Raw genomic sequence first — 21,722 nt, 5'->3', positions numbered from 1 at the left:
AATAAATGACATTTATTTCAAAAAGGAAGAAAAAACTTTCGTTTTTCTAATTGCAGCATAGTTGTGAAGCTTTTTTATTATAAATATAGGGACTTTTTCAGTGGCTTCGGACGGTTCTTGTGGCTCCTTTGATTACTCTTCTTGAAATTAATGAAGGAAGCAAAAAAACGTACAACTGTCTCAACTGTCTTAAAAAATATCCAAAGGTCACGCCACTGGATTTATTGTTTTGGTTTTCTTTCTAACAGTCCTTTAAAGTTTTCACGGTAGTGCCAAGCTAAAATTGCTTCAAAAATGGTTATCACAATAGCTAATAATAGCAACTCCGAATCTACAAAAATATGAAATGCTAAAATATTGACGATTAATCCTGCCAAAACAACTAAGGCCAATGGTACATATCTACGAATAATCAGTAAGATTCCTGCAATAATCTCAACGCCCTTTTCCATGGCCAATAAATAGCCATCACCCAAAAACTCCATCGCAGCTGGGCTTGTTGGAGCAAACGGTTCAAATCCAAATAAAACAACATAGCCATTTAATCCTGCACCTAAAAAAATGAGTCCTAACAATACCTCAATAACCCGAATCGTCATTTTCATTTTTACGCTCCTTTGGGACCATAGGGACGGTTCCTACGGCCTCTTTTTTGAGAATTTTCTGCACCTTGGAGCCGGGAGAACCGTCCCCTTGGTCCCTCGGCCACCTATGCTTTTGATATTACTTTGCGGCTTATGCCGGTGAGTCTTGCTATTTGTCTAATTGATAGTCCGTGTGATTTTAGGTTTTTGATATGTGTATCTCGTGTGGTTGGGTTTGATATTTTTTGAAGATCTAAGCAGTGTTCTACATTGCAGATATTCCTGATGATTTCAGTTGCTCTAGTGTCTGTAAGTTTCTGTTGATCGGTGATTTCGAGGTGATTTTCTTGTGATTCTTGCATGTGAAACGTTCTAAAATGGATTAACGCTTTATTTTTATCTGTATGAAGCAATTTCAAAATAAAGTCCTTTTCTATTATTCTAGACTTTCCTATGTATTCACGATAGCTACTCCACAAGTAACTTGAAATATCATCAGCCATTCCAGCTTTTAGTGGATTTTGGTGGATATATCTAATTACATTTAATAAGTTCGGAAGGTCCTCAACCACCTCACTTTTAAATCTGTCTTGAAACAAATGTCCGTTTCGTTCATATTTTAAGTTATACCAATACACAAAACTTGCACCAAGACGCCTTATTGTATTTCCAATCTCCTCATTCCCTTCCTTTATTAGAAGATGAACATGATTTCCCATCAAACAATACGCATAGATTTCAAAATCACATTTGTCTTTAACCCTCTTAAGAGTCTCCAAAAACTTAAAAGAATCCTCTTCCTCCTCAAAAATGGTTTGCCGATTGATCCCTCTAAGGATGATATGATAGACATTTGTTTTGCTTTTTTCCCTTGCTGCTCTAGGGCATAAACATCACCTCTTATTCTATTTTTTGAATTTGAAATAATATAGGAAGGCATAACTGGGACATAAATCAAAAGAGGAAAAAACTGGAGAACCTTGCAATTATATAGTATCATAATTAGCTAGAAAAAACGCTATACATTTTCGGGTTGGAGCCATAGGGACGGTTCTGTGGTCCGCTGTTTTTACAAAAAGCTTATCTCGGACCATGGTAATTGTCTAACACTGATTACCATTGAAGGTGACTGGCAGGGGGATTCAAATGAGAGACAGAGGTTCTGTTGTTTTGATTAAAGACAAAAAGGTTGGACTTATCAAAAGAAATATAGATGACATTGTTTATTATGTGTTTCCAGGTGGCGGGGTTGAGCCAGGCGAATCACCTCAGGAATGCGCCATAAGAGAGGCCTACGAAGAATTAGGGGTACAGGTTAAGATCCATGAATGTATTGGAACTGTCAATTATTGTGGAACTCAATATTTTTTCCTATCCGAGATTATTGAAGGTACATTTGGAACAGGATTGGGAGAGGAGTTCTCTAATCAAAATAAAAACCGAGGTTCCTATACCCCAGTCTGGATTAAACTTGATAGACTTGCAGCACTCGACGTAAGACCAAAGGAAATCGTTTTAAAGGTACAATCCCGGTTCGTGTAATATTTACCAATCGTATGTTGGAATATATAACAACCATAGGATTGGAAACAGAATGGCTGCTGATAATTCTCCTGTCCAAAGTCTATAAAGCTTTTTCTGAGCTATTTCTCGCATGGGTATCACCTATCCGTTCATTCTCTTAACAGGATACCATAGTTTTACAGTTCGGAGAGAATTATACATTTAAAAAATCCCAACTTGCGATGAAGCAAATCGGGATTTTTCTAATAAGGGAGCCACAAGAACCGTCCCTCTGGTTCAAGTGGGACCAGGAGAAACGGTTCGTCTGTTTCTACACCGTTTCTTTTTCTTTGATGAGTTCTTTCATTCGTTCTCGGTCGCGTTCTAGGACTGGTTTTAGGTAGTGACCGGTGTGGGAGGCTTTGATTTTTGCGATTTCTTCTGGTGTACCTGTTCCTACGATGGTACCCCCTTTGTCTCCTCCTTCAGGACCTAGGTCAATGATATAATCTGCTGTTTTGATCACATCAATATTATGTTCAATCACAAGGACTGTATCGCCACTTTCCACAAGTCGCTGTAATACTTTTAGGAGTCTTGAGATGTCATCGACATGTAGTCCAGTTGTTGGCTCATCTAAAATATAGAACGTCTTTCCGTTGGAGCGACGATGTAATTCAGATGCGAGTTTCACACGTTGTGCTTCTCCACCAGATAAAGTCGTAGCTGGTTGTCCCAATTTGATATAGCCTAACCCAACATCAAACAGAGTTTGAATTTTACGTTTGATTTTAGGGAGGTTTTCGAAGAATGAAACTGCCTCTTCAACCGTCATATCTAATATATCTGAGATATTTTTATCCTTATACTTTACTTCCAACGTTTCGCGGTTATAGCGTTTCCCATGACAAACCTCACAAGGCACATAGACATCTGGAAGGAAGTGCATTTCGATTTTAATAATTCCATCCCCACGGCAAGCTTCACAGCGCCCACCTTTCACATTAAAGCTAAAGCGACCTTTTTTATAGCCCCTAACTTTTGCTTCATTTGTATTCGCAAACAAGTCACGAATATCGTCAAATACTCCAGTGTAGGTAGCCGGATTTGAACGTGGTGTTCGTCCAATTGGAGATTGGTCGATATCAATAACCTTCTCCAAATGTTCAAGTCCCTTAATGGTTTTATGTTCACCTGGCTTACTTTTAGCACGATTAAGCTTTTGAGCAAGAGATTTATGAAGAATCTCGTTCACTAAAGTACTTTTACCTGAACCAGATACTCCTGTAACTGCAACGAACATACCAAGAGGAAACTTCACTGTTACGTTCTTTAAATTATTCTCCTTCGCTCCTACAACTTCGATAAAGCGACCATCCGGTTTTCTTCTCTCAACCGGAAGTGGAATAAACTTTTTACCTGATAAGTATTGACCTGTTAGGGATTTCGGATCCTCCATTACCTCTTTTGGAGTTCCCGCTGAAATAATTTCTCCACCATGGGTACCAGCTCCGGGGCCAATATCGATTAGGTAATCTGCCGCAAGCATAGTATCCTCATCATGCTCGACCACAATTAGCGTGTTGCCAATATCTCTCATTGCTTTTAACGTATCAATGAGTCTGTCATTGTCACGTTGGTGCAGACCAATTGATGGCTCATCTAAAATATAGAGAACACCTGTTAATCGTGAACCAATTTGGGTAGCAAGACGAATTCGCTGTGCTTCGCCACCTGACAACGTCCCTGCTGCACGACTTAGCGTTAAATAATCAAGACCAACATTGTCTAAGAACCCAAGTCGCTCCTTGATTTCTCGAAAAATAAGGTTGGCAATCTGCATGTCCTTTTCAGAAAGCTCAACATTAGAGAAAAATTCTAAAGACTCATTAATAGAAAAGTCCGTAACATGTGAAATATGTTTTCCAGATATTTGAACGGCAAGGCTTTCCTTTTTTAAACGATGACCTTTACAGGAAGGGCAAGCCTTTTCACCCATGTATTTTTCCATTTGCTCACGAATATAGTCAGAGCTTGTTTCTTTGTAACGTCTTTCTACATTTCGAAGAACGCCCTCAAACTGAATATAATTTTCACGAACCTGGCCCCAATCATTTTCATAATGGAAAAAGATTTCCTCGCCATCACTTCCATATAAAACTTTATCCATTAAATGCTTCGGAATATCCTTAACTGGCATATCCATATCAATACCATAATGGTTACAAACCGCTTCAAGCAATTGCGGATAATATTGTGAGCTTGTTGGCTCCCACGGAGCTATTGCATGCTTTCGAAGTGATAAGTCCCAGTTAGGAATCACAAGATCGGGATCAACTTCAAGCTTACTTCCTAAACCATCACAATCAGGGCAGGCCCCGAATGGACTATTGAAAGAGAACATTCTCGGCTCAAGCTCACCAATCGAAAAACCACAAATAGGGCAGGAATGGAGCTCACTAAACAAAAGCTCTTCTTCCCCCATTACATCAATGATAACCCTTCCTTCACCAAGACGAAGTGCTGCTTCAACTGAGTCAGCTAGTCTCGAAGTTACACCCTCTTTTATCACAATACGGTCAACAACAACCTCGATTGAATGCTTTTTGTTTTTTTCAAGCTCGATATCATCAGAAAGCTCAAGCATTTCTCCATCTACGCGGATTCTCACATAGCCTTGTTTTTTTATATCTTCTAAAACTTTTACGTGAGCACCCTTACGACCTGATACAACAGGTGCAAGGACTTGAAGCCTTGTTCGTTCAGGGTATTCTAAAATCCGATCGACCATTTGTTCGATGGTTTGAGAGGTAATTTCGATACCATGATTGGGACAAATTGGTTTACCAACACGCGCATATAATAATCGTAAATAGTCATAAATCTCCGTAACTGTTCCAACGGTTGACCTTGGGTTACGGCTTGTTGTTTTTTGGTCAATTGAAATCGCAGGGGAAAGTCCTTCGATTGAATCGACATCTGGTTTATCCATTTGTCCTAAAAATTGACGTGCATATGCTGAGAGGGACTCGACATATCGTCGTTGTCCTTCGGCATAAATAGTGTCAAACGCAAGGGAAGACTTACCTGAACCAGATAAACCTGTAACGACAACCAGCTTATCTCTTGGAATCGTAATGTCTATATTTTTTAGATTATTCGCCCTTGCGCCTTTCACAATGATTTTATCTAATGCCATGTGTCTGTCATCCTTCCGCTTTTAACTCCAAAATTAAATCACGTAATTCAGCTGCTCGTTCGAAATGAAGGGCTTTTGCGGCTTCCTTCATTTCTTTTTCCATGTCAGCTATCACTTTATCTCGTTCCTTCTTCGATAATCCAGTTAACTTAGGTGCCGCTTCATAGTTTTCTGTTTCTTCTGCCGCAACCGTAGCCCGAATGACATCTCGAATTTCTTTTTGGATGGTCTGTGGTGTAATACCATGCTTCTTGTTATATTCCTCTTGAATCTCACGACGTCGTTTTGTTTCATTAATCGCGATTTCCATTGAATTCGTAATCTTATCAGCATACATAATAACTCTACCGTTAGCATTTCTCGCCGCCCGACCAATGGTCTGGATAAGTGATCGTTCTGATCGAAGGAACCCTTCCTTGTCAGCATCCAGAATGGCGACAAGTGAAACCTCTGGAATATCTAATCCTTCACGAAGTAGGTTAATTCCAACAAGGACATCATATTTACCCATCCGAAGATCGCGGATAATTTCAATCCGCTCAAGGGTTTTAATTTCCGAGTGTAAATAATTCACTTTAATTCCAATGTCCTTTAAGTAATCCGTTAAATCCTCAGACATTTTTTTAGTTAAAGTTGTCACAAGAACACGTTCATTTTTATTCACGCGATCTTGAATCTCACCTAATAGATCATCAATTTGACCTTGAATTGGCCGTACATCAATGATAGGGTCAAGCAATCCAGTTGGACGGATGATTTGTTCCACCATTTCATCGGTGTGTTCAATTTCATACGGTCCAGGAGTAGCGGAAACATTGATGATTTGATCAATATGCTGTTCGAATTCTTCAAATCGCAATGGGCGGTTATCCAATGCGGAAGGAAGACGGAAACCGTGGTCCACCAATACTTGTTTTCTCGCTTGGTCACCATTGAACATACCTCGAATCTGTGGCAATGTTACGTGCGACTCATCCACAACAATTAGTAAATCATCAGGAAAATAATCCAATAATGTATAGGGTGTTGAACCTGGTGGTCGTAATGTTAGATGTCGTGAATAGTTTTCAATCCCGGAGCAAAAGCCCATTTCACGCATCATTTCTAAGTCATAATTGGTTCGTTGCTCAAGTCGTTGTGCTTGAAGAAGTTGACCATTTTCACGAAGCTCTGCTAACCGCTCCTCAAGCTCTGCCTCAATATTTTTAATTGCGATTTGCATTTTTTCCTCACGGGTTACGAAGTGAGATGCCGGGAATATGGCAACATGTTCACGTTCGCCAAGAATTTCACCTGTTAAAGCATCAACTTCACGTATCCGATCAATTTCATCACCAAAAAACTCCACCCGAATACAGTGCTCATCACGTGAGGCTGGGAATATTTCGACTACATCTCCTCTGACCCGGAAGGTTCCGCGACGGAAGTCAATATCATTTCGTTCATACTGAACATCCACCAGTTTATGCAAAAGTTCATTACGTTCGATTTCCATTCCCGTACGTAGGGACACGACGAGTTCCCGATATTCCTCTGGAGAACCCAAACCATAGATACATGATACACTCGCAATAATGATGACATCACGTCGTTCAAATAGCGAAGATGTTGCAGAGTGGCGCAGTTTATCGATTTCATCATTCACGCTTGAATCTTTTTCGATATATGTATCAGATGAGGGAACATACGCCTCGGGCTGGAAGTAATCATAATAGCTGACAAAATATTCAACAGCGTTATTAGGAAAGAATTCTTTAAACTCACTGTAAAGCTGTCCAGCTAATGTTTTATTATGGGCAATAATCAAGGTTGGTCGATTTACTTCTTTAATTACATTTGAGATCGTAAAAGTTTTTCCAGTTCCAGTTGCACCTAACAAGGTCTGATATTTTTTCCCCGCCTTGATTCCCTCCACAAGTTCTTTAATTGCTTTCGGTTGGTCACCTTGTGGGGAATATTTAGAAACTAATTCAAATTGATCTTTCACATGCAATCCTCCAATCCGTTTTTTTTGAACTGTTTTATGTGTTTTTTCACTGACTTTTTCTCGATAGAAACATTGTACCACAAACCAACCTAAAACAAACAAAAATACGAACTGATATTCGATTTTTTATTCAAACAATTTGTTTCAAAACATGTTATAATTTGGAAAAACACATGTAATGGTGAGGTGTTTTATGAAAAAAAGGGTTGGAATCCTTATTCTGGTTTTCGGAATAGGCTTGTTAGTTTCATGCAATAACAGTATCGAAATATCAGGATGCACAAATGGAGAAGTTGTTGAATGGGTGGATGCTTTGATGATTAACGATGTAAAGTATCAACACGATTTTCCTGATTCTTCCGACGAACAAGGCTCGATTTCGATTGAGAAGGGAGAAGAACTTGGGAAGGTGACTTTCAAGATGAATGAGCAGGCATGCAGTGATCACAAGATGGTTAATGGAGATGCTGCTTATTTGCCTAAAGGAACTTCAATTTATGAGGTAAAAGGGTACCCGTCCTCTTTCATCGTTGCGGCGGATGATAAAGTATATGTTGTTGATGAAAATAAGGAAGCAAAAACAGCTGGGGAGCTTTATCCACTCGATGGATTGGTAAAAAATATACATATTGAAAGCACCGAGGATGGTTTCCGTCTACATACATTTTCAGACGAATCAAAGGAACAATTTATCCAGGCTTGGTATCGGCTTGGACTAGATGACCCGTATGGTTTACACTTAACTGGAAAATTTGAAGGGGAACGTGTTTTTTTAGAAATTGAGTTACATAACGGGGTTAGCTTTCGGCAGCTTTATTGGATGGATACAAACACCTTTCATAATGGGGCAATTGGGGATGCTGAAATTAAAACCGTGATTGTTTCAGAGTTGGAGAAGATGGAGGAGAAATGAAGGAATATCCAAAGCAACTTCACAGGCATTCAGTCCTTCATCCCCTCGATGAAGGACTTTTAAGAAGCTGCATCATGAGAGGGCGGGTCCTTCATAAAAAACCTGATAACACTTTTATTTTCCGGCTCTTTTCCCCATCTTCCTTGCATACAAAAATCCGACTCCGAGCGAGATAATATCCGCAATGATGATAAAAATGGAATCCGCATATCCTTTATAAATGGAAGCAGCAATTAGAGCAACCGCTAGAAAGAACCCTACATAGTAATTAAAGGTCACCCTTGTAAAGAAAACGACGAGTACACCCGGAAGGATGAGCGCCAGCAAAAGTTTCAATAGCATCAAATTCGTGTCCTTTCAACAATTTCATAGGTTTACTATACCAAAACAACTAAAGTAAAACACATATTTTACCCTAGCTAGTTAAACACCTCAGGATAAAATCCTTCTGCTAAACTCTCCACCGCATATGCCATGCGGTTTCCAGGTAATACGCTCTCTAATGAAATAACAACGAAGTTTTCATTTTTAACACTTTCTAGCTGTGAAAGAGCAGGGTCATTTTTGATATCTTTCATTTTTTGCTCAATCGACGGTGCGTCATAGTCGTGTATTAGGATCACATCAGGTTTCCTAGCAAGAACTTCCTCGTAGCTGACAGTAGCCCATTGTTTGTCCGTAATATCTTCAAAAACATTTCGTCCCCCAGCAAGCTCAATCAACAGCGTTTCGAAATTCGTACCGCCCGCTGTGAAAACACCATTTCCACCACTATCATATACTAGTACATTTACTGGTTCCTGACCGACCAATTTCTCCTGCACTTCCGCAATTCGTTCCTTCTGCTCAGCAACAAATGCTTCCGCTCGCTCTTCTATTTCAAAAATTTTACCGAGATCGAGGATTTCTTGATAGATTTCTTCCATCGTTGTCGCCTTATTCATATACACCTTGATTCCATAGCTTTCAAGCTCGTCGACGTCCAGACCTTCACTGCCGAATTCCCAATCGATGCCATAAATAAAATCCGCTCCACTTGTTAGCACAGCTTCTCTTGTCGCAGAGCCATATGTTAACTCAGGGATTTTATCGTATTCCTCCGCATATTCGGGCAGAGAACCACGGCTATGATTATCTAAGCTATTCCCAATTACATAATCAGATAGGCCTAACGCAATAAACAATTCTGTTGCATTCGGCCCCAAAGTTAACACCTTGGAAGGCTTTTCCGGTATTTCTACTTCTCTACCATAATTATCAATAATGAGGGAATCCTCAGTTGGTTTTGTAGCGGTGTCCTCTTTTTGCGCACCACATCCTGCTAAAACCAACATAAGCAACATAAGAAATACTAGTTTTTTCATTCAACTTCTCCTTTTCCTAAACTTTGAGGTAAAAAGGTAATCGCCACCTTGTTAGTAACTGGATGAATCGTTACATCTGACCAAACTCCATAAATCTTGTAAATAGATTTAGAAGTTAACACCTCTTCGGGAGTTCCTGCAAGCAGCACTCGTCCATCCTTGACAGCATATAATCGGTCACAATAAAGAGCAGCTAGATTTAAATCATGGATGGCTGACAAAACGGTAACCCCCAGCCCTTTAATTAAATCAAAAATTTGTAGCTGATGCTGGATATCGAGATGGTTTGTTGGCTCATCTAAAAGCAACAAGTCTGTTTGCTGGGCTAACACTCTTCCCAGCACAACCCGTTGCCTTTCTCCACCTGATAAATCACTAAAATTTCTATTTTTCATTTCAGATAACCCGATTTGCTTAATCGCCTTTGCAACAATCTCTTGGTCCTGCAGACTATCTCCGTCGAAAAGGCCTTTATAGGGGCTTCTTCCCATAGCAACGATCTCTTCCACTTTAAAATCAAACGGAACTTCATTTTCCTGACCGACGACCCCCATTTTCTTAGCAACGGTTTTGGGATTCATTTCAAATAGATTTTTCCCGTCTAAATAAATAACACCGGAATCTGGTTTTAGTGCCCGGTACATATTTTTTAAAAGAGTTGATTTCCCGCTTCCGTTGGGTCCTATGATTCCAACAAACTCCCCCTCAGAAACATATAGATTCATATCTTCAATAATTTGTTTTTCGGCCAATGAAAAGTTTACATTTTCTACCCGTAGTTTCAATTTTTCACCTCATTGCTTCTTTGATTTTAATAACCAAATAAAAAAAGGTCCTCCGACTAATGCCGTTAAAATACCAATTGGTAATTCCTCAGGGGCAATCACCATTCGTGCAGCAACATCGGTCCAAATCACAAAAATTCCTCCGAGTAACGCACTTACAGGAAGGACGCGTTTATGGTCGGATCCAACGAGCAACCTTGCAATATGCGGAACCATTAACCCAATAAACCCGATTGAACCACTCACCGCAATTGTAACCCCAGCTAAAAGAGAAGCGACAAGAATTAGCATTTTATGCAGTCTTGCCACATTAAATCCTAATGTTCCCACGGTTTCATCTCCAAAAAGCAAGGCATTGAGGGCACGATATTGGCTCATTAACAGGCCCATACATAAGACCGCCACAATTAGTGGGAGTGTTAAATAGCCCCATTTCGCCCCAGCTAAACTACCCGACATCCAAAAAGTAGCATTATGTAATCCTAAAGCATTTGGTGCACTTAGCGTAATAAATCTTGTCAAAGCATCCATCATAAGTGCAATTGCTACACCTGATAGTAAAAGATGGGTGACATTAATTCTACCGTTCACTCTTGAAAGTATATAAACGAAGATAATCGTCACAGCAGCACCAATAAACGCACTGATCGATAGTGAATATGTCCCGAAAATCGAAAAGGCACCAAATAACATCCCTAATGTTGCTGTTGCAGACGCACCTGATGAAACCCCAAGTATAAACGGGTCAGCTAAATGGTTACGCACCAATGCTTGCATGACAACTCCTGTAATCGCTAACGAGGCCCCGACAATCATCCCTAATAAAACCCTAGGCAGACGCAAGCCCCAGACAATATTATACTCAACCTGTGTCCAGGTAGTTTCAATACTGAGTAATGGAAGTTTTGAAAGAAGAATCTTGATAACTGTATATGGATTAACAGAAACAGGTCCAATTCCAATCGACAAGAGAATGGAAACAATGCTAAAGACAAGTAGTAGCATTGTACTCACTTTAATATTCGGTTGGTCCTGATTGAAGGTTTTCCGAAAAAAATTCATAGCTAATCCCTTTCTATCATAAACATAATCGCCCAGAAAAGTATCTGGGCGATTTATTTTAAACACCTTTATAGTCGTTACTTTCAAATAAATCAATGAGTTCGATGTCCTTGTTTTTATCTTGGAAATAGCGGTACGTAAAGTCATTTTCAAATAAAACAACATAGCGGTCATTTCGGTCACGAACAAGTAAACTTCTTGAATCGAACAAGCGTGTATCCACATTCTTATTCGCAATCCATCTTGGAATCCGATTTCCAAGGGTAGTGAATTCAACTGAGACATTGTATTCTGCCTCTAATCGATATTCAAACACATCATATTGCAACTGACCAACCGCGCCAAGAATAAATTCATCATTTGATTCTTGTCTGAATAATTGAATCGCACCTTCTTGAACGAGCTGCTCAATTCCTTTTCTAAATTGCTTCGCCTTCATCACGTTCTTTACGCGAACCTTACGATACATTTCCGGTGGGAACACAGGTAGCTCTTGATAATGCATATCTTCTTTACCAGCTGTTAATGTATCACCGATTTGATAGACGTTCGGGTCATAAACACCGATAATATCGCCAGGATATGCCTCATCAACTGTTTCACGGCTTGCCGCCATAAATGCCTGCGTTTGATTCAATTTGATTGATTTACCGGTACGAGTGATGTTAACGCTCATTCCGCGCTCAAACTTTCCAGAGCAGACACGCAGGAACGCAATCCGGTCCCGATGCTTCGTATTCATATTTGCCTGGATTTTAAAAATATACCCGGAGAACATTTCGTCCTCTGGAGGAACTAATCCAAGATTGGTTTTACGAGGCTTCGGTGCTGAGGCAAATTGTAAAAATGTATTAAAAAATGTTTCTACACCAAAGTTTGCCAGCGCACTACCAAAGAATACAGGTGTAAGTTCACCCTTAGCTACACGCTCTACATCAAAGTTGTTTCCAGCTTCGTCTAATAAGAGTAATTCGTCCTGCGCACTGTCATAAATCGGACTTTCAGTAATCTCTGGATGCTTGCCGTCCTCTAGCTCCTGTAATGGAATGATTTTTTCATCTTCATTCCCTGAAAAATGAACGAACCGATTGTTATAACGATCGACAATCCCTAAAAATCGTTTTCCCATACCAACTGGCCAGTTCATTGGATAGGACTCAATCCCAAGCACCTCTTCAATTTCTGCTAACAGATCAAGTGGATCCTTTCCTTCACGGTCAAGCTTATTAATGAATGTAAAAATCGGAATTCCTCTCATTCGACAAACTTTAAAAAGCTTAATTGTTTGTGGTTCAACACCTTTCGTGGAGTCAATAATCATCACAACACTGTCAACAGCAGTTAATGTACGATAGGTATCCTCACTGAAATCCTCATGTCCCGGTGTATCCAAAATATTGACGTAAAAGTTTTCATAGGGAAAACTCATCACACTTGATGTGACTGAGATTCCACGTTGCTTTTCGATTTCCATCCAGTCCGATGCAGCAAACTTTCCTGATTTTTTTCCTTTTACTGTTCCCGCTTCACGAATCACGTTACCAAATAGAAGCAATTTTTCAGTCATCGTCGTTTTCCCAGCGTCCGGGTGTGAGATGATGGCAAATGTTCTTCGTTTTTGAACTTCATCTATATAACTCATACAAATTATCCTTCCGTTATCACAGTTTCTATCTAAAAAAATATATCACATAAAAAAAAGAACTACAACGTGAATTGATTCCAATTTTGACGAGGAATTTCAAAAAAAGGAGCTAATCTGTGATACACATCACAGCCTCCTATACTGGTTCACACTATACTAAATGTAGAAATAGAAAAAATACTGTAATGAGGTGAAGGTTACATGTTTGTAGCATATTTTCTTACTTTAAGTATTATTCTTATTTGTGTCGGTTTTGCAGTACAAATTATGAATGGCGTTAAAGAGGTAGATGGAAAGTCACTAGACCAATAAGCTAGCAAAAAGAAAACGGGAGAGGCTAGTTAACAACTAGTCTCTCCCATTTTTCGTCATCAAATAAAGGTACCCTTCCATTCTATAGCAACCCGGCCGCCATAGAGAGTTCTCCTTAGGCCCGTGGCTTTGCGTCATTGTTTTTCAACAATTTTGCCTTTTGTATAGTTTGGTATTCTGCTTATCTAATGGCGTTACGCATACGCTGATATTTACGTTGAATGCTAATTGGGCTACGGTTTAATCTTTTTCCAATGTCTGAAAATGGTTTACCCATTGCGACAAGCTCAATCATGGAATGAATTTCAACGGTAGTCCATGACCGGTAATTAACCCTCTTCTGCTTAGATCGTTCCCCTTCAACCCAGCTAGGCTCAGGCACGATTGCATTTTTTTCAACTTTGGAGAAGTCAATTCGGTCTTTATTGTTCTTTGCCCAATTCCAAAAATCTTCGGGTTTAATAAAGTAAAATTTCCGTGTATTTCGTGTTGCCTTTTTTGTGTACTTTAATCCATGGTTGTCAATCCAAAGCTTTACAGACTTTGGGTCAATTTTCAATAGAGTTGCTAATTCATGCATCGTTAACTGACCGGTGAAGGACTTCGTATTGGAAATCCCTAATCTCTTAATCTTTAATTCAACGGCAGTTTCCGTTCTATGTAGGTGATTCGCAATCGTAGAGATTTTCATTCGACCTACATTGTCCTTTAAGAACTCTATTTCCTCATACGTCCATGTTCTTTTCTTCAAATCAAAATTCCCCTTTTCATTCTTAATAGCACTAAGAATGAAAGGCCTTTTGATGACATACCACTATCATATCATACTATCGGACTAAAAAAACATTGGTAATTTTATTTTTTTGAAGATTGTCAAGTGCTTTTTATACTTTTCTAGTTTGCAGGTATGTGTGTAGTAAATTAGGAATAAGCGGATTCATGTTTTCTGGAAGTGAATAAAGACTAAAGAACCGAGCATCTAATCCTTCTTCTCGATTCACTTCAAGCTGTCCACCCAAAATCTCTCTTGTGATATACGCGATGGTAATGGGATAAAATTCATCTCCATTTGGGAGTTTGACAAAGTGGTCTTTTCCGGAAAACACGCCTACTAGATCCATTTTTCCGATTTGCAGCCCTGTTTCTTCTAGTACTTCTCTCCTACCTGCATCTTCTGTGGATTCTCCTAATTCTAAAAATCCTCCAGGAACACCCCAAATACCGTTTTTTCGTTGTTGAAGCAAGATTTCACCTTTTTCATTGATTACTCCAACTGCCGTACCAACTAGATTAAGCGGTCGGTTACCAACAACTTTTCTTAACTCTTCGATATAGCCCATGATAATCCTCCTATCTTTTAATCTCTGAAAACAGATAGATGATGAGCCCGATTAGTGCGACTCCAATTGATAGACTTCCATAAGTGTCCATTCGTTCTGGATTAATGAAAAAGACATCTAAATATTGAACAAGTTCACCTCCCGAAAGGTTGTCAACGTTGTAAAGTGCTAATGCATTTAAAGTCCCAAGGAGCATTAATGACACACCTACTTGTTTGGCATAATTTTTATCTTTGTTTTTTACGATCCCAATACGATAAATAATATTAAAAGACATGTAACTATAAATTTCATCATTCAACCCCTTTTATCAACATTTGATATTTACGGAAATAATACCACAATTAACCATTTAGTAAAATTTATAATTTTTTGAATGCTGCAAGTAAAAAATGCATGCTGTCGTTTCCCGGGAAATGTTGTCGGCAATAGAAAAATTTGTCGGAAGTATTTACATTAAAAACTATAAAAAGACCCATACCTTTTTCAGGTTGGGTCTTCCTAATGCATTATTCAATTCCAGTGTTATTACTTGTTAAGGTTAGTTTTGCTGTTTCAAGCTTACCGCCGCGGTAAAAGCTTAATTGAATTTCATCACCAATTTTTACTTTTGAATATAAGTATTTTCGTAGATCCATTGAACTCTTAACCTCAGTGTCATTGATTTTTACAATCACGTCGGTCATTTTTAAGCCAGCTTTTTCAGCAGCAGAGTTCTGTGCAACACTTGTTACGATAACTCCTTCTTTTATATCTTCAGGAAGGTCGGCATAATACATTCTTGGTATTTCCGCAAGATCCGCTAATCCTATACCGATAAATGGGCGCTCAATTTTACCACTTTCAATTAAACTGTTAATAATCGGTACAACATCATTACTAGGGATGGCAAATCCTAATCCTTCCACACCACTATTCGCAATCTTTAAGCTGTTAATTCCAATAACTTGCCCTTGTGTATTTAACAGAGCACCACCACTGTTACCAGGGTTAATGGCCGCATCAGTCTGAATAACGTTTAATTCCCAGCTACCTGCAGAGGTATCAACAGAAATGCTTCGGTCCTTTGCACTTACAATCCCTGATGTGACGGTTCTTGACAAATCAAGTCCAAGTGGGTTCCCAATTGCAAATACCTGGTCACCAGGGCGTAGAGATTCCGAATCACCAAATTCTAGAACGGCCTCTACGTTTTTAGAATCTATCTTTAAAACAGCTAAATCGGTCAATGGATCTGTTCCAATTAACTTGGCCATTGTTTTTTCACCATTATAAAGGGAGATTTCCACTTCGTTTGCATTTTCGATAACGTGGTTATTCGTTACAATATAAGCTTCGTCTCCATCCTTTTGGAAAATAACTCCGGAACCTGTTCCACTTGGGACACTTTGTGAGTTATTTCTACTAAACGGATTTTGTTGTGCTTGCATACTCGTAATTCCAACGATTCCTTTTGATGCATCTTCAACCATATCTGCAACAGATGACGTTGAGTCATTGACCGCCGTTGGTTGGATTTTCACAGGTCCAGAAGCTTCAATCACTTCAGATTGCGGCTCGGTCACAGATTCACCTGAATTAAAATATCCTTGTAAGCCGTCAATATGTGGTGCAACTCCCAGTGTTAATACCGAGCCAAGGACACCAGCAGATACCATGGATAGAAAACTTTTCATCTTTCCATTTGATTTTTTTTCTTTAGGCATCGATGAGCGAAGTGTAGTTTCTTCGGTAACCGCCGATTGCTGAATTGTTTCTGACTCAACCTGCACTGGATTTACTTGCTCTACTTCCGTATCAAATTTCATCTCTTGTTGTTCAGAATGATTTTCGTCATTACGATTATCTAAGTTGTTTGGTTGATCTTCTGTATGATTAAATTCATTAAAACGTTTATCGTTTTCCATTATGAATTCCTCCTTAACTAACTCCATGTATTTATCATAGACATAAATTATGAACAAAATATTAACAAACCTTGAAAAGACATGGAAAAAATTGAAGAAAACCCACCAAAATATGATGGATTTACTCAGATGGAATTCGAATGACGAATTTCGTTCCTTTTCCCTTTTCACTAGATACTTCAATTTTCCCATTGTGGAGTTGAACGAGCTGTTTTACAATCGAAAGCCCTAGACCGAACTGCCCAAACGGCGTACCAGTTCGCGAAACATCAGCCTTATAAAAACGATGCCAGATGTTCTCGATTTCTGACGAATCAATTCCCACTCCAGTATCTTCGATTTCAATCACCGTTTCGTGCTCTCCTTCTCTTCCACGAATCCAAATAGTGCCGTTATCTGTAAACTGAATACTATTTTTTATAATATTGATTAAGATTTGAATCAAGCGATCGTAATCGGCTGTAATCATTAAACCTTCAGGAACCTCAACGATTATGTGATCATTTTTTTCATCTGCCTGTGGCTCAAGAGTATCTTTAACAACCTCTAGCACTTCGATTAATTCAATCATTTCCTTTTGGAGTGTTACTTGATTGGATCGAATTTTTTCATAGTCCAAGTTTTCATTCACAAGACGAATCAGGCGCTTTGTTTCCTGACTTACTAACTGAACACCCTTTTCCTTTTCTTCTTCAGGAATCAGATCGTTTTTAATTCCTTCAATCACACCACTAATCGTTGTAAGAGGCGTCCGCATTTCATGCGAGACATCGGCCATGAATTTTCGTCTCCTGCTCTCTAGGCTTTCAATTTCCTCCATCGATTTCTGCAACCGTAGTGCCATTTTGTTAAAGTCCTGTGATAGCTCACCTATTTCATCAAAATCAGAAGATGGCAGTTTCACTGAATAATCGCCAGCAGAAATCATTGAGGTTGCTTTCCTTAAGCGTTTGATGCGCTTCACATGAATCGTTGACAAAAGCCAGCTCATTAAAAGAGCAACTGCGAGTGCCAAAAACATCGTGTAAAACAAATATTGGTTAATATCATGGATCATTTCTTGTGTCCCACTGATGGGTGACGCTAGAAGGACCCCTCCAACAAAGGATTTCCCAATCATATATGGCATGACAATAAACGTGACTTCCTGCTCAAATCGCTTATAATCCTGTTTGACTGACACGACATGTCCACTCCGGACCTTGTCCCACTCCTTCTTTTTCAACTCCACTTGTGGTACAAATCCACCGACAGTACTTATGCTTACACCATTTTCATCAAACACCGTAAATAATATATTTCTCTCACCTAACATATTTGAGTATTGACGTATTAGTCCATCGATATTAGAGGTTCGATTAATATCACTAATGATATTCTCACCGTAAGTCGTTAATTCTTGGACTTTTTCTTCAAAGACAAGATTCCCAACGTAATGTGCAAACACAATACTTAAAATAACAAATGCAACCACAATCACGCTGATGTGACTTACAAGCTGCTGAAACATGTACCGAAATTTCATTTTTCTCCCTCAAAGGACTCATCGAATTTGTAGCCTACACCCCAAACTGTATGGAAAAAGGGCTGGTTGGTTGTACCTAGTTTTTTACGAAGTCGCTTGATATGTACATCAACTGTGCGCTCATCCCCATAAAATTGGTAGCCCCACACCCGATCTAATAACTGTTCTCTTGAAAACACCTGCTTCGGATGCTGTGCAAAATAATACAATAAGTCAAATTCCTTAGGTGTTAAGTTCGTAATCGGCGTCCCATTTAGAATGACTTCTCTTGTATTCTTGTTGATTTGAAAATGTTCGGTTCGAAGTGTTCCGGTTTCCATTTCTTCTGATAGCTTACTATTGTAGCGTCTCGTGACCGCCTTGATCCGCGCCATCAAGGCTAGTGGGCTAAATGGCTTTGTCACGTAATCATCCGCCCCCATCTCCAGTCCCAGTACTTGATCAGATTCACTGTCCTTCGCAGTGAGCATAATAATTGGAACGGAGCTTTTCTCCTCGCGAATTTTTCGGCAGATGGTCACCCCATCCATTCCAGGCAGCATCCAATCGACAATGAGTAAATCCCAGCTTTCCTCTTTAAAACGGTTATACCCCTTTAGACCATCATGGACAAACTCGCCTTCAATGCCTTCCTTTGAAAAAAACATTTCAATCATGGAACAAACACTTTCATTATCTTCTATAACAAGAACTTTCATGTCTCCAACTCCTATATAGAACCTCTCGTACTATCATTTTACACCACAATCATCTTTAAATGAAAGAAGGGAGCCTTCATAATTGGAGGCCCCTGATGTTTCTATACTCGCATTTCTACATGCTCAATTTCCGACTTTTCAATTTGGATTGTGGTGTGCTCAATTTTGAATTTATCACGTATTTTATCAATTGCTTGCTGTAAAATGTCCTGACTATCGTGATCGTCCTTAATTAAAATATGACAAGTGAGTGAATCCATGCCCGATGTAATCGTCCAAATGTGGAGGTCATGTACATCAATCACCCCGTCAATTTCCTCAAGTGTTGCTTTTACGTCTTTTTGGTCAATTGTAATAGGTGTGCCTTCCATAAGAATATGAATGGACGTCGTTAGAACACCCCAAGCACTTTTTAAAATAAGGAGAGCTACCACAACCGAAATAATTGGATCCGCAATATACCATTCAAAGAGTAGCATTAGCACACCGGCGATAATCGCCCCGACCGAACCTAGAGCATCTCCTAGAACATGTAGATACGCGCTGCGTAGGTTGACGTTATTTTTCACATCGCCTTTACTTATCAATGACCAAGCACTTAGTAGATTTGCCAAAAGGCCAATTCCAGCAATAATCATCATGGTTCCACTTGCAACTGTGGGTGGATCAAAAAAGCGTTGAAATGCTTCATATACGATAAAGCCTGCAATGACAAACAACGTAATTGCATTAAAAAGCGCCGCCAAAATTTCAAATCGGTAAAATCCGTAGGTTTTCTTCGGTGAAGCTGGTCTGGTAGCAAACCAAAACGCAACTAAACTTAAAAATAGAGAACTTGCGTCACTTAGCATATGACCTGAGTCAGATAATAGGGCTAAACTATTTGTAATTAATCCTCCGAAAAATTCAAGTAGCATAATTCCTGTAGTAATAATCAACGCAATGAGTAAACCTTTTTTATTTCCTTCTCTCACTTCATCAAAATGATGGTGATGATGGTGACCATGATGGTCGTGTCCGTGATGATGGTGGTGATGTCCCATCATTCTCCCCTCCTATTCGTGTTCAATATGATGAATAACCTGGTGTAGCAAGGTAATGACATGTTCATCATCATATGTATAAAGGAATGTGTTACCTTCGCGCCGGTATGTCACTAACCGTAGATTTCGTAGCAGGCTAAGCTGATGGGATACAGCTGATTGTGACATTTCGAGAACCTCTGCGATATGGTTGACCGAGCATTCCTCTTGAGATAATAAGTACAGAATCTTAATTCGTGTTGGATCCGCTAGTGCTTTAAAAATCCGTGATGCTTCGTCAATTGTTGTTTGCGATAAAAAAGAATGATCCTTTTGTTCCACTTTTTCAACCTTCTTTCTTAATTATGCTTGGCATCCTGGATATGCTGAGCAATAAATTTTGCATCATCTGCAACTCCTTGTAGCAAGGCTGACCCTCAAGTATATGAGCATATGCTCATATACAATATTAAAATACCATAGAAAAGGTGTCAATTAAAATTGGAAATTTGTTCATTTTTGATACATTACGCACATCGCATTTAAGTCCAAAATTTAATCTATCAATGTATTTTGATTTTTATCGACATTAATTCATTTTTATCGGCGTTAGTAAAGTCCTCCAAATTGAAAAACCTGCATTTCTCCCGAAATGCAGGTCTGACATACTATTTCAATTGTTCCCATTCTTCCCGAAGTAAGCCCATGCGAATCGAATCATAGTAGACGCCATTATAATAGCGACATTTTCGCATTCGTGCTTCAAGTGTCATTCCAAGTTTTTGGCCAACCTTAATCATCCGATGATTTCCAGACCATGTCGTGTATCCAACCCTTTCGATGTACGGGATTGTTTCAAATAAATAGTCAATCCATAGCTTCATTGTCTCCGTTCCGTATCCATTGCCCCAATATTCGGGAAGATAGATGACAATGCCCATTTCAAGCCATCTGGTTGCCTCACTTTCCCAGTAAAAAATGACCGTCCCAATGATTTGACCATCCGCTTCAATAATCATTTGATCTAATGGGTGGTGTTGCATGGTGAGTTGGTGCTCAACTTTTTTTAAATATGTTTCTTTATCATTGAACTTATGTGTAAAATAGGGCGCATCCCACTTTTTCCATTCTGGATTTAAGTTGCCATAGCGCATCTCCCAAAGCGTAGGTAAATCTTCTTTTTCCACTTGACGTAAGGTTACTTTTTCTCCCTTTATTTTGACTAGATTCATTGTATTTGTGTTCCCCCTGTTTTCATGGTCCCTATAGTTTTTAATTCGGTAAAAACAGGAAAAATCCTTTCTTGAATATGATATCTAACAAAATTAGTGGTGAAAACTTACTTTGATTGAACCTCTATATCATATTCTTCAAGCTTTTGTTTTATTTTATTCGCCATTAAGCTGCGGTTTGAAACTTCAAATGTCTCTTCTTTGTTATCCTTGAAAGTTAAGTGAAACATTTTATCACCCTCTACTGTTAGATTCCCCTCTTTTTTATATCCTTCTTCTATATAGATTGCTTCTTTGATGTCGTCCCATTGGTAAACGCCTTTTGTAATGTTCTTAATTGTAATTGCGTGTTCGGAAACAAGTGTATAGTTTCCAAAATTAGCATAATAACCTAGAATAATAGATATTAAAAGAAAGAGTCCCCCCGCATAATTCCACATTTTGCTTTCAAATATCATCCCGATGCAAAACAAAATGAAAAAACCAGCAGCCACAAACATAAAAATATTTGAAGAAAATGGGGTAATAACCCAAAAGGTATCACCGTGTTTAAATAATATATTATGTATCAAATTAGGTCCGATAAACCCCGATAACACTCCCGTAATTCCACCTGTCTCTTATACACATCTGACGCTGACGAC

21 protein-coding genes and 1 riboswitch are annotated in these 21,722 nt (G+C 39.1%); of the genes, 2 read left to right on the top strand and 19 right to left on the bottom strand.

Annotated elements, in window-relative coordinates; genetic code table 11:
• Window positions 1-221: 221 nt before the first annotated feature.
• Complete coding sequence (locus tag E1I69_RS20930) at window positions 222-605, bottom strand: hypothetical protein (RefSeq protein ID WP_165439178.1); 384 nt, start codon at window positions 603-605, stop codon at window positions 222-224.
• 104 nt (window positions 606-709) lie between these two features.
• Entirely contained in the window at window positions 710-1,423 is a 714-nt protein-coding gene (locus E1I69_RS20925) for a transposase (RefSeq protein WP_278186181.1), read from the bottom strand.
• A gap of 307 nt (window positions 1,424-1,730) precedes the next feature.
• Here E1I69_RS20925 and E1I69_RS20920 point away from each other — a divergent pair, with 307 nt between their 5' ends.
• On the top strand, window positions 1,731-2,126 hold the full coding sequence (locus E1I69_RS20920) for an NUDIX hydrolase (RefSeq protein ID WP_136381488.1): 396 nt from the start codon (window positions 1,731-1,733) through the stop codon (window positions 2,124-2,126).
• A 292-nt stretch (window positions 2,127-2,418) separates the two neighbouring features.
• Here the strand turns inward: E1I69_RS20920 and uvrA are convergent, their stop codons facing one another.
• Both uvrA and uvrB read right to left on the bottom strand, forming a co-directional pair.
• A complete protein-coding gene (gene uvrA / locus E1I69_RS20915) occupies window positions 2,419-5,286 on the bottom strand; it encodes an excinuclease ABC subunit UvrA (protein WP_136381487.1) in 2,868 nt (955 codons plus the stop codon).
• A gap of 7 nt (window positions 5,287-5,293) precedes the next feature.
• On the bottom strand, window positions 5,294-7,273 hold the full coding sequence (gene uvrB / locus E1I69_RS20910; RefSeq protein WP_136381486.1) for an excinuclease ABC subunit UvrB: 1,980 nt from the start codon (window positions 7,271-7,273) through the stop codon (window positions 5,294-5,296).
• A 193-nt stretch (window positions 7,274-7,466) separates the two neighbouring features.
• Between uvrB and E1I69_RS20905 the strand changes: the two genes are divergently transcribed.
• The gene (locus E1I69_RS20905) at window positions 7,467-8,186 is read left to right on the top strand and encodes a hypothetical protein (RefSeq protein ID WP_136381485.1); all 720 of its coding nucleotides are present in this window, start codon (window positions 7,467-7,469) and stop codon (window positions 8,184-8,186) included.
• Between the two features lie 114 nt (window positions 8,187-8,300).
• Here E1I69_RS20905 and E1I69_RS20900 read toward each other — a convergent pair whose 3' ends face one another.
• The 15 genes from E1I69_RS20900 to E1I69_RS20830 all read right to left on the bottom strand — a co-directional run bounded on the left by E1I69_RS20900 (window position 8,301) and on the right by E1I69_RS20830 (window position 21,677).
• A complete protein-coding gene (locus tag E1I69_RS20900) occupies window positions 8,301-8,528 on the bottom strand; it encodes a DUF2198 family protein (RefSeq protein ID WP_136381484.1) in 228 nt (75 codons plus the stop codon).
• Between the two features lie 77 nt (window positions 8,529-8,605).
• Window positions 8,606-9,550: an ABC transporter substrate-binding protein gene (locus E1I69_RS20895; protein WP_136381483.1), complete on the bottom strand. Its 945-nt coding sequence runs from the start codon at window positions 9,548-9,550 to the stop codon at window positions 8,606-8,608.
• Window positions 9,547-10,335 carry an ABC transporter ATP-binding protein gene (locus E1I69_RS20890; protein ID WP_136381482.1) on the bottom strand — a complete coding sequence of 263 codons (789 nt, stop codon included), beginning with the start codon at window positions 10,333-10,335 and terminating at the stop codon, window positions 9,547-9,549. The genes E1I69_RS20895 and E1I69_RS20890 overlap by 4 nt, the downstream gene beginning before the upstream one ends.
• Window positions 10,336-10,344: 9 nt before the next feature.
• Complete coding sequence (locus E1I69_RS20885) at window positions 10,345-11,397, bottom strand: FecCD family ABC transporter permease (RefSeq protein WP_136381481.1); 1,053 nt, start codon at window positions 11,395-11,397, stop codon at window positions 10,345-10,347.
• Between the two features lie 58 nt (window positions 11,398-11,455).
• Entirely contained in the window at window positions 11,456-13,039 is a 1,584-nt protein-coding gene (locus E1I69_RS20880; protein WP_136381480.1) for a peptide chain release factor 3, read from the bottom strand.
• Between the two features lie 398 nt (window positions 13,040-13,437).
• Window positions 13,438-13,522: riboswitch (cyclic di-GMP riboswitch) on the bottom strand.
• Between the two features lie 13 nt (window positions 13,523-13,535).
• Window positions 13,536-14,105 carry a DNA-binding protein gene (locus E1I69_RS20875; RefSeq protein ID WP_136381479.1) on the bottom strand — a complete coding sequence of 190 codons (570 nt, stop codon included), beginning with the start codon at window positions 14,103-14,105 and terminating at the stop codon, window positions 13,536-13,538.
• 133 nt (window positions 14,106-14,238) lie between these two features.
• Entirely contained in the window at window positions 14,239-14,694 is a 456-nt protein-coding gene (locus E1I69_RS20870; protein ID WP_136381478.1) for an NUDIX hydrolase, read from the bottom strand.
• A gap of 10 nt (window positions 14,695-14,704) precedes the next feature.
• On the bottom strand, window positions 14,705-14,995 hold the full coding sequence (locus E1I69_RS20865; protein ID WP_161974957.1) for a hypothetical protein: 291 nt from the start codon (window positions 14,993-14,995) through the stop codon (window positions 14,705-14,707).
• Window positions 14,996-15,203: 208 nt separating this feature from the next.
• The gene (locus E1I69_RS20860) at window positions 15,204-16,601 is read right to left on the bottom strand and encodes a S1C family serine protease (RefSeq protein WP_207308593.1); all 1,398 of its coding nucleotides are present in this window, start codon (window positions 16,599-16,601) and stop codon (window positions 15,204-15,206) included.
• Window positions 16,602-16,722: 121 nt separating this feature from the next.
• A complete protein-coding gene (locus tag E1I69_RS20855) occupies window positions 16,723-18,126 on the bottom strand; it encodes a sensor histidine kinase (RefSeq protein WP_136381476.1) in 1,404 nt (467 codons plus the stop codon).
• Window positions 18,123-18,824 carry a response regulator transcription factor gene (locus tag E1I69_RS20850; RefSeq protein ID WP_136381475.1) on the bottom strand — a complete coding sequence of 234 codons (702 nt, stop codon included), beginning with the start codon at window positions 18,822-18,824 and terminating at the stop codon, window positions 18,123-18,125. The genes E1I69_RS20855 and E1I69_RS20850 overlap by 4 nt, the downstream gene beginning before the upstream one ends.
• Window positions 18,825-18,925: 101 nt before the next feature.
• Window positions 18,926-19,867 carry a cation diffusion facilitator family transporter gene (locus E1I69_RS20845; RefSeq protein WP_136381474.1) on the bottom strand — a complete coding sequence of 314 codons (942 nt, stop codon included), beginning with the start codon at window positions 19,865-19,867 and terminating at the stop codon, window positions 18,926-18,928.
• Window positions 19,868-19,879: 12 nt separating this feature from the next.
• Window positions 19,880-20,188, bottom strand: a complete 309-nt coding sequence (locus E1I69_RS20840; protein ID WP_116353349.1) for an ArsR/SmtB family transcription factor — start codon at window positions 20,186-20,188, stop codon at window positions 19,880-19,882.
• A gap of 326 nt (window positions 20,189-20,514) precedes the next feature.
• Window positions 20,515-21,078, bottom strand: coding sequence for a GNAT family N-acetyltransferase (locus tag E1I69_RS20835; RefSeq protein ID WP_136381473.1), 564 nt, complete (start codon window positions 21,076-21,078; stop codon window positions 20,515-20,517).
• Window positions 21,079-21,185: 107 nt separating this feature from the next.
• On the bottom strand, window positions 21,186-21,677 hold the full coding sequence (locus E1I69_RS20830; RefSeq protein WP_161974956.1) for a hypothetical protein: 492 nt from the start codon (window positions 21,675-21,677) through the stop codon (window positions 21,186-21,188).
• Window positions 21,678-21,722: the final 45 nt, after the last annotated feature.

Origin of the sequence: Bacillus timonensis (assembly GCF_004799755.1) — a bacterium.
Taxonomy (GTDB): Bacteria; Bacillota; Bacilli; order Bacillales; family Bacillaceae_L; genus Ferdinandcohnia; species Ferdinandcohnia timonensis_A.
Note: the sequence above shows the minus strand (reverse complement) of the source record. Positions and strands in the feature narration are given on the sequence as shown.